This is a genomic window from Streptomyces sp. NPDC091412 (assembly GCF_044756885.1).
Classification (GTDB): domain Bacteria; phylum Actinomycetota; class Actinomycetes; order Streptomycetales; family Streptomycetaceae; genus Streptomyces.
This window is the reverse complement of the sequence record NZ_JBIVTV010000028.1, coordinates 1-12,053: the sequence shown is the minus strand read 5'-3', so window position 1 is coordinate 12,053 and position 12,053 is coordinate 1. Positions and strand designations below refer to the sequence as shown.

Here is a 12,053-nt window from a genome sequence, read left to right as displayed (position 1 = left end):
CAGGTCCGGCGGATTGTTCTTCACGACACGACGTGCCCGGTCTTGGCCTGCTCGTCCTCCACCCCGGTGCGGAAGGCCCCGAACAGCGCGGTCGCCGACCGCCTTCAACTGGCTCGACAGCTAGGCCAAATGAAACGGAGAAGCAAGATCCAAACGCTCCCTCAGAACACGGTCGAGCGCTGCCCGGCCTGCGGGTCCCCATGTCGGCTTGCCGCCAGGAAGGCCCTGATCTCCGTTCTGGCCCATAAGCATGAGGAACAGGCCTTTCAGAGCAGCCAGCCCGCGGGCGCGTCGGACCGTCGCCTCGTCCGCATGCGCGTACACGTCGAAGAACCGTGAGGCGGCACCCGCGGGAAGGATCACCCATGCGGCCGCGAGGTCCCACGCCGGATCGCCGGCGAACATGTCACCGAAGTCGATCACACCCGAGAGCGTCCCATCCGCAACGACGACGTTTGCGGGATGAAGGTCACCGTGCACCCACACCGGCGGGCCCTCCCACTCGGGGGCCGCGACGGCATCATCCCAGACGGCCCGGACGACGTCGGCAACGCCGCCGGGTGCAACGGCTTGCATGAAGTAGTCGAAGCCGTCTGTGCACTTCTTGGGGTGAGCGCCGCGGTCCGAACTGGTCGGCGCCTCGGCGGGAGCCTCCACATGGAGCGCCCTGAGGAAGCCCGCCAGGGTGTCGGCCGCGTGGTCGCCGCGGCTGATCGAGGTGTGGTCCAGTGGCTCGCCGGGAACCCACGTCATGATGGTCCAGGGCTTCGGGAAGCGTGCGGACGGTTCACCGATCCGCACCGGGTTCGGGACCGGGAGTGGCAGGCGCGGGGCCAGGACGGGCAGCCATCGGCACTCCTTGCGCTGGAGATCCGGGGCACGTTCCGTACGCGGCATGCGCACCGCCAACTCGTCCCCGAGGCGCCACTGCCGGTTGTCCCATCCGCCCGCTACCTCGCGGATCGCCAGCCCTGCCAGGTCCGGATGCTGCTCCTGCAGCAGGTCGTGGACCAGGTCCGCGGTGATCTCGATCTCGGAGTTGGTCATGCGAAGCCACAGTACTGGGACAGGCGGAGCGGCCCTCGCTCTCCGGAAGACCTAGTGCTGTGACCGGAAAGGTTCACCGGCTCGCGACGGCCGGCACGGCACTCCCCCAGCCTTCGGCCGGGGGTACCCCCACGCCGCGTTGACGCATCACCCGAGTACATCCCGTACGCGGGCAATGCTCCGCCTTGCGAGGCTCCCCCACTGCCTGCACGGCGTGGGAGGTGCCCCCAGCACCGGACGCCGCGAGCTTCCCGGCAAACCGTTCCGGCCACAGCACTAGCCACTCAACCTTCGCCGTGAGAGATCAGCAGGCGCCCCTCCTCGGCCATACCCGCATTCATCACTCGTTCGTTTTCCGGCGCCTGCCGGCCATAGGGTCTGTGACTCGTAGCGATATGACTCGTAGCGATAGTTGGCCATTCGCAGCGTTACTTGGCCACGATCACCTTCCGGGGAGCGTTTGCACCTGAAGGCGGCGCAGTCACTCCTGTTGCCGTGCGGCCGCCTCGACCAGTCGCCGGATGTCGTCCAGGTCGGCCTCGAACTCGGCGGTGAGGTCGACGGGCAGGTCCAGCCAGGGCCCGAGTCTGCTGTGGCCGGGGAGTTCACTTTCTGGGAGTCGACCGCGGCGGCTGCGCGGGTCGAGGGCGCCGGGAGCGAAGCGGCCCGAGGCTTCGGAGGCGGCGAACCCGATCACGAAGGTGCTGATCAGGCGCTCCAGCCTGGGCACTTCGGGCTCGGGAACTCCGGCTTCGATGAGGGCGGTGTAGATGATGTCCACCGCGCGCACGGCGTCCGGTGTGACAGCAGGCCGCGAAAAGAGCAGGTGCGCGGCCCAGGGGTGCCGCTGGGTCACCTTGCGGCAAGCGTGCGCGAGGTCGCCCAGCCGTTCGTCCCAGGATTGATCCGTGGCGGTGTCCGACGGCAGGAGCGCGGCGAGCAGGCGTCCGACCATGCCATCCAGGAGCGCGGCCTTGTCTTTGACATGCCGGTACAACGCCATCGGTGTGACGCCGACACGGTCGGCCAGCGTGCGCATCGAAACCGCTTCCAGGCCGTGCTCGTCGGCAATGGCCAGTGCCGCGTCCAGTATCTCTTCACGCCTGCCACCCATGGGTCTACAGTGTAGACGTATACGGTGTAGACCCCATGGAGGCAGGATGCTCACCGCAGAGGGATTGGTGAAGTGCTACGGTCGGCGTCGCGCGCTCGACGGCTTCGACCTGACGGTCGCGCCCGGCGAGATCGTTGGCCTGATCGGGCACAACGGTGCCGGCAAGACCACTTTCGTCGAGATCGTCACTGGTCTCGTGCCGCCCGACGCGGGCCGGATGCGCATCGGCCCGCATGACGCGCTGCGTGCCGGCCGGGCCGCCCGCCGGCTCCTCGGCGTGGCCCCGCAGGAGTTGGCTTTGTACGGCAGCGTCACCGTGCGGGAGAACCTGCGGCTGCTCGCCGGACTTGCCGGGCTGCGTGGGCGGCGACGAGACGCCGAGATCGCCCGGGTCCTGGACGAGCTCCACCTGGCAGCCGTCGCGGACCGGCCCGTTGGGATCCTGTCCGGTGGTCAGCGCCGCCGCGTCCAGGCGGCGACCGCCATGGTCGGCTCTCCACCGTTACTGCTGCTGGACGAGCCGACCGCCGGGGCCGACCCGGAAACCCGCTCGGCCCTGCTGGCCGCCGTCAAGGCCCGCGCCGAAGCCGGCGCCGCCGTCGTCTACACGACTCATTACCTACCGGAACTCGTTGATCTCGACGCCACGTTGGCGCTCGCCCGGGACGGGCGCGTCATCGCGCGAGGGACCCAGGAAGAGCTCACCCGCCACCTGCCGGGCGAACTCCGGGTCACCTTCGCCGACCCGGCCGAACCCGAACTGCGTCTGCCGACCTGGCAGCCCTGCTTGCCGCCGGCCGCACGCCCGTCTCCGTCGACATACGTCGCCCCAGCCTGGACGACCTCTACCACTCCCTGGAAGCCGCAGCGATCGAGAAGAAGAAGAAGAAGACGGAGCCCCGAGATGTCGCTGCGTGAATCCGCCACCCGCCTGAGCGTCCTGATGCGCCACAACGCGCTGCTGATGCTGCGCGAACCCGGCCCAATCCTGAGCCGGATGATCCTTCCGCTCGTCTTCATCACCCTGCTGCGCCCGCTCTACCTGGCCGCACAAGGCCGCACGGCCGGCACCGAACAGGCGGTCGTCGGCACGCTGGTCACCTTCTCGCTCCTCGCACTCAGCATCTCCGGCAACGCGATCCTCACCGAACGACTCGGCCGTACGTGGGATCGCCTGCGGGGCACACCGCTGCATCCCGCGGAGATGCTCGTCGGCAAGGCGATCCCCGTCTTCGCGGCCCTGCTCGCTCAGCAACTCCTGATCGTCGGCTTCAGCACGTGTGTCTTCGGGCTGAGCGTTCCGCATCCGTTTCTGCTGGTGGGCGTCCTGCTGAGTTGGAGTTGCACCTTGCTCGGCCTCGGTACGCTGCTCGGTGTGCTGGCCCGCAGCATGGGCGAGCTCTCGGCCGCCTTCGACATCGGTGGCATGCTGCTCAGCAGCGTCGGCGGCGCGCTCGTCCCGCTCAGCGTCCTGCCGGCCTGGGTCGCGGACGTGGCCCCGGCCTCCCCCGGCTACTGGGCTGCCCGGGGCCTGCACGCCGCCCTCGACGGCGACGCGCACACCGCGGCGGCGGCCTGCGGCACACTCCTCGGCGTGGCACTGATGTGCGGCACCCTCGCCTCGGTCCGGCTACAAGGGCGCGGCGGGCGGCTGGTGGCTCTCTAGGCCATCCTCACAAACCACTGGACCCGCGCAGGAAACACATGAGCCGCCCACACGATCACCAACTCGCCGTGGAACACAACCAGTTGCGTCACCGTGGACGAGCCCCATAGCCGAGACCGATCTGGCCGAAGGTCGGCAGACCGAGGTTGACCCATTGGATCGGCGTGCCGCCTCGGCGTCGAGCTGCGCGAGCTTGTCCTGGGCGCCGGCGAGGCCTCACCGGCAAGCCCTCCACCTCGCCGAGCCAGCCTTCACGCTCGGCCTCGGCGACGCGGGCGATGAGATCGTCGCGGATGTCGGCGAGCCGTGCCCGTTGGGCCGGATCGCGCAGCTTGATCAATATTCATGGGGCATGGATACCACCCCGCTGTGACAACGCCTCGCGCGTTGCGGCACCACCACCTCGCATCCAGGCTGTGGCGGACGGGCAGGTTCAGCGGGCTCCCGGATCACGGATTCTCATGGGCGTCATCCGAGGGTTGACCAAGGTCGTCGAGAAGTCCGGAGATGCGGTCGGCGATGCGCTGGTGGCGTTCGCCCTCGCGTGCCCAGCCGCGGGGCGTGGGCGTGGGCGTCCGCGATCAATTCCCGATCCGCGGTGTCGAGGCTGACGCTGTGTGGGGCGCCGTACGGGGACACGGACTCGGTCCGCTGCCGGGCCGCACGGGGCCCCTGCCCGGCGTCCGGTCAGGGAATGCGGGCCACGCCCGCGTAGATGCCGCTCTCCTCCGGTGAGGACAGGTCCTGGTCCGCGCCGTACCACTCGGTGGCGGTGACCAGGCCCGGCGGCACCAGCTCCAGTCCGTCGAAGAAGCGGGCCACCTCCTCCCGGGTGCGGAAGCTGAGGCGGATGCCGCCTTTGGCGTACTGGGCGATCACCTGCTCCGCCAGTTCGGGGAAGAGGTCGATCGCGGCGTGCGAGAGGACCAGGTGGCTGCCGGACGGGAGTGTGTCGACCAGGCCCTTGACGATGCCGTGGGCATTCTGGTCGTCGCGGATGAAGTGCATCAGGGCGATCAGCGACAGGGCGACAGGCCGGTCGAAGTCCAGCACTTGCCGGGCGTGCCGCACTATCTCGTCCGGCTCGCGCACATCGGCCTGGATGTAGTCCGTGGCACCCTCAGGGCAGCTGACCAGCAGGGCCTCCGCGTGCCGCAGCACGATCGGGTCGTTGTCCGCGTAGACGATCCGGGCGGTGGGCACAGTCCGTTGCACGATCTGGTGAAGGTTCGGCTCGGTCGGGATGCCGGTGCCGATGTCCAGGAACTGGTCGACGCCCTGGGCGGCGAGGTAGGCCGCCGCGCGGTGCATGAACGCGCGGTTCTGCCGCGCCGCGTCCCGCGCTTCGGGCGGCAGCGTCTGGCCGACCGCCTCGTCGACGGGGTAGTTGTCCTTACCGCCCAGCAGCCAGTCGTAGACCCGCGCGGGGTGAGCCCGGCTGGTGTCGATGCGATGAGACTGCGAATGGTCCGTCGTCATGGCAGACTCCGTCGTCCGGGAGGTGGGGCTCCGCCGCCTTTTGATCATCGTACTCGGTCGCGTTCCGGGCCATATGCCGAACGGAACGGCGAGGGCTTGCCGTTCAAGGCCGGGACCACACTGCGCGCATGAGCCAGAGCTTCTTCCCAGCAGCTGAGCGTCGTTGACGTCCCCGAGACGACAACTCCCCTGTGTCAACCGTGACTTCCAGGCTGTCGGCCCAGGTCCTGAGGTTGAGTCAGTTCGCGGTCAGCAGCGGACGGACGACGTAGCCGGCGGAGTCGACGCCGGAGCGGCCGCCTACGACCAACGCGGCCACGGCGATACGGGAGTTGTACGCGGTCAGCCAGCCGTTGGTGCTGTCGCCCTCCTCAGCGGTGCCCGTCTTGGCGCCGACGCCGGCCAGCCCGCCCAGGCGCGGCGCCGCGGTACCGCTGGTGGCCACGCTGCGCATCATGGATTGCAGGTATCCGGCCGTACGGGCGGAGATGGGCCGCGGCGCGGTGTCCTGGTGCTGGCCTGGCAGGATGATCGGCTGCTTGAAGCCGGCGTTGCGCACAGTGGCCGCCACGGACGCCATGAAGAGCGGCGTGGCCGCGACCTTGCCCTGGCCGATGAACTGGGCTGCCTGGTCTCCGTCCTGAACGTCCGGCGGAATGCTCGGGTCGGTGGTGGCGACCCCGCCGCCGATCGACCAGCTGCCCATGCCGAACACGTTCACAGCCTCGTCGTGCAGAGCGGAGGCATCCCCGTCGTGCACCAGGTAGCGGAAGCCGTCCTTGATGAAGGAGGTGTTGCACGACACGGTGAACGCCTGGGCGATGGTGGCGTTGGCGTTGGCCCTCACGCCCGAGTCGTTGTGGAAGGACTGGCTGTTGGCGATCAGAGAATCCGTGCACGGGGCAGGACTGCTCGGGGTGAGGCCCACCTGGTCGAACAGGGCGGCAGAGGTGATGATCTTCATGGTGGAGCCCGGCGACTTGATGCCGTTGACAGCGATGTCACCGTCCGCGCCCGTGTGGGCGATCGCGAGGATGTGGCCGTTCCTCCAGTCGAGCGCCACCGCGCCGGCCGCCCTCTCCCTCAGGTGATCGTCCTTCACGGCCCCCTCGGCCACGGCCTGGAGGCGCGCATCGATGGTCGTCCTGATCACCGGGGCCTTCCCCTTGGAGAAGACCTGCAGCGTCTCGACACCCGCACCACCGGCGTCGACCACGGCCACACCAGTGCCGGTGCTTCCACCGGTGGGCGTGGCGTTCTCGCGGATGGTCGCCGTGATGCCCTGTAGCGAGCGGAACGTGGCCAGGTCCGTCTTCCCATCGCTGGCGACGACCCTGGCGGTGGTCGCGTCGGCGGGAAGCGCGCCTGCGGTCAGCGACTGGTCCTCGCCCAGTCCGGGGTAGAGCACCGAGTTGTTCCAGTGCACGGCCATCTGGCCGCCCGTGCTCTGCACCACCGCCACAGCGCTCGGGTAGATCCAGGTTCCGCCCGCCACCTGGGCCGTGACGAGGAAGGTGACCTTGGTGGCGCCTGGCGTGACCGTCGACCGGCCCACCGCAGTGACCTGACCGAAGGTCAGCTTCTTCAGGTCCAGTCCGTCGGTGTACATCTGCAACGCCCGCGCGGCCGTGTCCGGCGCGTCGGTGTCGCTCGCCGCGCCGTCGAGGTGCTGCTCGGACCAGCTGTCCAGGAACGCCCGGGTCAGCTTCACGGCCTTGGCGTCCGACGGCGGTGAGGCTGATACGGCCGCTGGGTCGACGGACTGCCCGGCCTCGGCCCGACCGCCGCCCGCAGCTCCGGAGGTCAGCCCATGCACGATGTTGTACGCGCCGATTCCCCCCGTGACGAGCAGCGCCGTGCACGTACCGGCAATGCCGATCTTCACAGCTCTGTTCATGCGATGGATCATATGTTTGCTTCGCGCTGTGCAGGCACCGGCTTTCGACAGATCGTTATCGGACCGTCAAGCCGCGGCCAACGTGATCGCCCGGACAGGTCCTGGTACAGGTGAGTGACAAGGCACAGAGATGCGTGGCGCCCTCATGTACGGTCGCCCACCGCATCGCTCGCACCACATACAGTCGATGGCGTCTTTGCGGGGAGTTCTGGTAAGCTCGCGCGGCTCTCAGGCGCCCGGATTGGCCACCCCAAAAGCTATGGCGGCGGTCCACCTCTTCTGCCCCATGTATGAAGGAAGACCCAGTTGTGCCTGAGCGACCGATGGTAGTTTTCGACGTCAACGAGACCCTGCTCGATCTGGAGTCGCTCCACCCCACCTTCAACAGGATTTTCAACGACCCCGCCGCCCTGCGCCTGTGGTTCGCCAACCTGATCACCTACTCTGAGGCGCTCACGCTCAGCGGAGCGTACGTTCCGTTCACCGACATCGGCGGTGCCGTGCTCCGGATGCTCGCCGCCACACGCAACATCACGATCAGTGGCGCCGACAGTGCCGAGCTGACAGACCGGTTCGCCACCATGCCGCCCCACCCCGAAGTCCCAGCGGCCCTGCGCCGACTCCACGACCACGGCTTCCGGCTGTTCACGCTCACCGACAACACGCTGGAGATCTCCAAGCGGCAGCTGGAGCGGGCGGGCGTGATCGACCTGTTCGAGCGGCGCTTCAGCGTCGACGCGACCGTGCGACGTCACAAGCCGGCTCCAGAGGCCTACCACACAGTGGCCGGTGCACTCGAAGTCGAGCCTGGCGACATCTGCCTGATCGCGTGCCACGTCTGGGACACGATCGGCGCTGTGGCGGCCGGCTGGCAGGCCGCGCTCATCCTTCGGGAGGGCAACGCGCCACTCGACGTCGGCCCGCAGCCCAACTACGTCGGGCAGGACCTTGATGCGATCGCCGACCAGCTGATCGAGCGGTATGGCGCTCACGGCCCGGATCACGTGTGACCGCCATGGGCGGGCGTTGACCTCGATTCGTCAGCAGGGTCGGGGAGCTGACCGGGTCGGCGGTTGGCCCTCATGTCTTCTGCCGTCTGAGGGCGGGCTGTCGCGTGACGCTGCACACTGCCCCCTGCCCACTGCCCACCGGCAGGCCGTTGACGGGAAGAAATGCAGAAGTCCGGCTGGATTGCCAGTACCGCAACGACACTCCGTGACGTGCAAGACGCCCCGTCGTTGATCACTCCGTGGTGAGACAGGTAGCCGGCCGGCCCTCGAGTGGGGTGGATGACTTCGTCATCGGGAAGCGCTTGGGCGGTGAGGACCGCTGAGGACCAGGCTGCTGGCGGGGGGACGGCTGTTCGTGCTGGCCGCCGCGCTGCTCACCGCGACCGGCGTCATCGGTCATCTGATCGGGCTGATGGTGCTCACCACGACGGTCGGTCCCACCGCGTATCTTCTGCTGGCCCACCCGGATACCGAGGCCGCTCAGGTGCGCAGCGCCCTGCTGGGCCACGCGGCGGCGACCGTCAGCGGACTGGCCTGCCTCGCAGCCTTCGGACTGTGGCGGCGCCCCTCGATCGTCGAGCAGCACGCCGACACACTGCCGCAGATCGGCGCCCAGGCTCTGGGGGTTGGCCTGACGCTGCTCGCCCTGGTCGTGCTCGACGCCCACCACCCGCCGGCCGCCGCGACCGCCCTGATGATCACGTCCGGCATCGCCCGACCCGGCTTGCCGCTGTTCGGCATGCTCACCGGCCTCGCCATCGTGATCACGTCTGCGGTCGCACTTGCCAAGATCCCGTGGCTCCGCGAGCGCACCCGCCGGGCCTTCCACGACTGAGGTTGTGGTGGATGTGGCGTCGCCGGAGGCGCGGGCCGCTGCCTGCTTCTGCCGCGAGCGGTTCGCCGACGCGGTGAAGCGGATCGGCCTGTGCTCGAACGCCGGCCGGATGACGGTCGGCGCCGCCCTGGCCGCGTTCGGCACCTCGCTTCCTGAATCCAAGGTCACCTGACCGCCGTCCCACTGGCGGCACCACGCAGGCCCGTGACAATCGGAAACAGGGATTCGGGGACAGCTTCGGGTGGCGGGTCTTCCCTTCCCTGAGCGGCTGCGAGGAGGCGATGCCATGAAGCAGGCTGAGACGATTCCGGAGACGTTTCTCGGCGTCGGTTACACAAGAGACCGAGCTGGGCTGCCGCTCGAGGCGGTGCGTGTTCCTGTCCGGCAACCGGCAAACGACCAGGTTCTGATCCGCGTCGCCGCCTCGTCGCTCAACCCACTGGAGTACAAGCTGGCCGACCTCAATTTCATGGGACGGACGCCCCCGGTCGCTCTCGGTCTCGACCTGGCCGGCGTGGTGGTCGCCGTGGGCCCTGCTGTGAGTGGCGTGGCCGTCGGCGACGCGGTGGCCGCCATGGCCGACTTGAACGGCGATGGCGGCTGGGTCGCAACCGGCGCGGGCGGAGGCGACGTCGGCTATGCCCTCACACAGCGGTTCCTCACGGCTCGCAAGCCACCGTCGCTGGGCTTCCGCGATGCGGCGGCGCTGCCGATGGCCTTCCTGTCCGCTTTCGCGGGTCTTTACCGGGCGGTCCAGGCCGGTGACTCGATCTATGTCCCGGGCGGCGGGGGCGGTGTCGGCCATCTGGCCGTGCAGATGGCGGCGCGTGCTCTGGGGGCCGGACTGGTCATCAGCAGCGGCAGCACGCCGCAATCAATCGCGCTGGCCCGGCAGTCCGGCGCCCACCATGTCTTCGACTACAAGCGCGACGACATCCCCGCCGAAATCGCCCAGCTCACTGATGATCAGGGCGTTGACCTCGTCTTCGACGCCACCTACAGCGAGCACGGCTTTGTCGAGACCGCGAGGACCGTCCGGCGAGGCGGCAGCTGGATCGTGCTCGGCGTCGGCCCCGGCAGGACGACGCGCTTGGTCGAAACACAGAGCCCGGTGGATGCCATGTTGGCCGAGCGCGGCGCCAAGCGGGTCGACGTCAATCTGCTGCGCTACTTCTCCGAACCCGCCACGCTCGACAGCGAGGCGCGCGCCTTTCTCCGACGCGGGATGGCTCTGGCCATGGAGTGGGCGACGCAGGGACTTGTGGTCCCGCACATCGGCCGGACCATCGACAGCACCGTCGAGGCAATCAGTGCGGGGCTGCAGTCGCTGAAAGCGGGCCATGGCGTCGTGGGCAAGGTGGCGGTGATCGTGGATCGCGACCTGGTCCCGGGCACTTCTTCCGACCGCTGACAACACCGGCCGAACAGCCACCCACGATCGCGCCCGCGCTCCGTGCAATGCGAAGCCATGGAACAGACCCGCCAAGCACTCTGAGTGCACACATGTAAGCATAGAGTTACGATCTCGCTGTGGCAGACGAGAGCTATGACGTGATTGTGATCGGGACCAGCCAGGGCGGCCGGTTCCTCCCCGTCGATCTGGCGAAGGCGGGCAAGAAGGTGGCGCTTGTCGAGCGCGACCACCTCGGCGGCGTCTGCGTGAACACCGGGTGCACCCCGACGAAGACGATGGTCGCCAGCGCACACCTCGCCCACCTGGCACGACGCGGCACGGAGTTCGGTGTGCGGACCGGTCCGGTGTCGGTCGACCTCGCCGCCGTGCGGGAGCGCAAGCGGGCGATGGTCGCGGGTGCGCGGGAGAACTACGCCAGCCGCCTGGCGCAGGACGGGCTCCACCTCATCGAAGGCGAGGCCCGTTTCACGGGGCCCAAGACGATCGAGATCGCCATGAGGGACGGCCGGACGCACGAGATCAGCGCACCGGTGATCGTCATCGACACGGGCACCAGGCCCAAGCCCCTGGCGATCGGCGGCGCCCAGAACGTCCCTGTCCTGGACTCAACGTCGATCATGGAGCTGGGCACACTCCCCGAGCACCTGATCATCCTCGGCGGCGGCTACATCGGGCTGGAGTTCGGGCAGATGTTCCGCAGGTTCGGCAGCGAGGTCACGATCGTCCAGACCCGCCCGCGCCTGATGATGAGAGAGGACGATGACGTCTCCGACGGGGTCGCCGCCATCTTGCGCGATGACGGGATCACGGTCCTGACTTCGACGACGCCGGACCGGATCGAGGAGGCCGACGGCGGAGTGCGGCTGACCGTTCGCACGCCGGACGGCGAACAGCAGGTCGAGGGCTCCCACCTGCTGTCGGCTACCGGCCGCGTCCCCAACACGGAAGCGCTCGCGTCGGCGGCGGCCGGCATCCGGCTGCGCGACAACGGCTTCATCGAGGTCGATGAGCATCTGGAAACCTCCGTCCCCGGCGTCTACGCCATGGGCGACGTCAAGGGCGGCCCGGCCTTCACCCACCTTTCCTACGACGATTACCGGATCCTCCACGCCAACTTGCTGGGCCACGAGAAGGCCAGCACCCGGGACAGGATCGTCCCGTACACCGTGTTCATCGATCCGCAGCTCGGCCGCGTCGGCATGACCGAACGGCAGGCCAGGGAGCAGAACCGCGAGGTCCGCGTCGCGAAGCTGCCGATGAACGCCGTCATCCGTGCCCTGGAGACCGGGGAGACACGCGGGTTCATGAAGGCCGTCGTCGACGCGCGCACACAGCAGATCCTCGGCGCCGCCGTGCTCGGCACGGAAGGCGGCGAGATCATGACGATCATCCAGGTCGCCATGCTGGGCAAGCTCCCGTACACCGCGATGGCCAACGCCGTCTTCACGCACCCGTTGCTGGCGGAGGGCCTCAACAGCCTCTTCATGACGCTCGACGCCTAGGGCCTCTCGTTTGGATCATGCCGGGCTCGCGGGCCCTGGTGCCGCGCCTCGCCGCGTTGTCGTCGGTTGGCAGGGCTCCGCCCTGCCGC

At 68.7% G+C, this 12,053-nt stretch carries 11 protein-coding genes; 6 read left to right on the top strand and 5 right to left on the bottom strand.

Translation table 11 applies throughout. The features are described from left to right. Window positions 1-120: 120 nt before the first annotated feature. Both ACIQMV_RS36040 and ACIQMV_RS36035 read right to left on the bottom strand, forming a co-directional pair. Window positions 121-1,047 (bottom strand): aminoglycoside phosphotransferase family protein, encoded by a 927-nt coding sequence (locus tag ACIQMV_RS36040; protein ID WP_402597312.1) that lies wholly within the window; start codon window positions 1,045-1,047, stop codon window positions 121-123. A gap of 481 nt (window positions 1,048-1,528) precedes the next feature. Next, window positions 1,529-2,161 (bottom strand): TetR/AcrR family transcriptional regulator, encoded by a 633-nt coding sequence (locus ACIQMV_RS36035; protein ID WP_402597311.1) that lies wholly within the window; start codon window positions 2,159-2,161, stop codon window positions 1,529-1,531. A gap of 46 nt (window positions 2,162-2,207) precedes the next feature. Between ACIQMV_RS36035 and ACIQMV_RS36030 the strand changes: the two genes are divergently transcribed. After that, a complete protein-coding gene (locus ACIQMV_RS36030) occupies window positions 2,208-3,827 on the top strand; it encodes an ABC transporter ATP-binding protein/permease (protein ID WP_402597310.1) in 1,620 nt (539 codons plus the stop codon). A gap of 88 nt (window positions 3,828-3,915) precedes the next feature. Here ACIQMV_RS36030 and ACIQMV_RS36025 read toward each other — a convergent pair whose 3' ends face one another. The 3 genes from ACIQMV_RS36025 to ACIQMV_RS36015 all read right to left on the bottom strand — a co-directional run bounded on the left by ACIQMV_RS36025 (window position 3,916) and on the right by ACIQMV_RS36015 (window position 7,203). Then, window positions 3,916-4,167 carry a hypothetical protein gene (locus ACIQMV_RS36025; RefSeq protein ID WP_402597309.1) on the bottom strand — a complete coding sequence of 84 codons (252 nt, stop codon included), beginning with the start codon at window positions 4,165-4,167 and terminating at the stop codon, window positions 3,916-3,918. A gap of 347 nt (window positions 4,168-4,514) precedes the next feature. Then, on the bottom strand, window positions 4,515-5,306 hold the full coding sequence (locus ACIQMV_RS36020) for an SAM-dependent methyltransferase (RefSeq protein WP_402597308.1): 792 nt from the start codon (window positions 5,304-5,306) through the stop codon (window positions 4,515-4,517). 238 nt (window positions 5,307-5,544) lie between these two features. Further along, complete coding sequence (locus tag ACIQMV_RS36015) at window positions 5,545-7,203, bottom strand: penicillin-binding transpeptidase domain-containing protein (RefSeq protein ID WP_402597307.1); 1,659 nt, start codon at window positions 7,201-7,203, stop codon at window positions 5,545-5,547. 308 nt (window positions 7,204-7,511) lie between these two features. Between ACIQMV_RS36015 and ACIQMV_RS36010 the strand changes: the two genes are divergently transcribed. From ACIQMV_RS36010 to ACIQMV_RS35990, 5 genes are all read left to right on the top strand, one after another. Beyond that, window positions 7,512-8,213 carry a haloacid dehalogenase type II gene (locus ACIQMV_RS36010; protein ID WP_402597306.1) on the top strand — a complete coding sequence of 234 codons (702 nt, stop codon included), beginning with the start codon at window positions 7,512-7,514 and terminating at the stop codon, window positions 8,211-8,213. A 355-nt stretch (window positions 8,214-8,568) separates the two neighbouring features. After that, complete coding sequence (locus ACIQMV_RS36005; protein ID WP_401774542.1) at window positions 8,569-9,048, top strand: HPP family protein; 480 nt, start codon at window positions 8,569-8,571, stop codon at window positions 9,046-9,048. Window positions 9,049-9,052: 4 nt separating this feature from the next. Next, window positions 9,053-9,220, top strand: coding sequence for a hypothetical protein (locus tag ACIQMV_RS36000; protein ID WP_402597305.1), 168 nt, complete (start codon window positions 9,053-9,055; stop codon window positions 9,218-9,220). Window positions 9,221-9,334: 114 nt separating this feature from the next. Continuing rightward, window positions 9,335-10,459: a zinc-binding alcohol dehydrogenase family protein gene (locus ACIQMV_RS35995; protein WP_402597304.1), complete on the top strand. Its 1,125-nt coding sequence runs from the start codon at window positions 9,335-9,337 to the stop codon at window positions 10,457-10,459. Window positions 10,460-10,578: 119 nt separating this feature from the next. Beyond that, the gene (locus ACIQMV_RS35990) at window positions 10,579-11,964 is read left to right on the top strand and encodes a mercuric reductase (protein WP_402597303.1); all 1,386 of its coding nucleotides are present in this window, start codon (window positions 10,579-10,581) and stop codon (window positions 11,962-11,964) included. Window positions 11,965-12,053 lie beyond the last annotated feature (89 nt).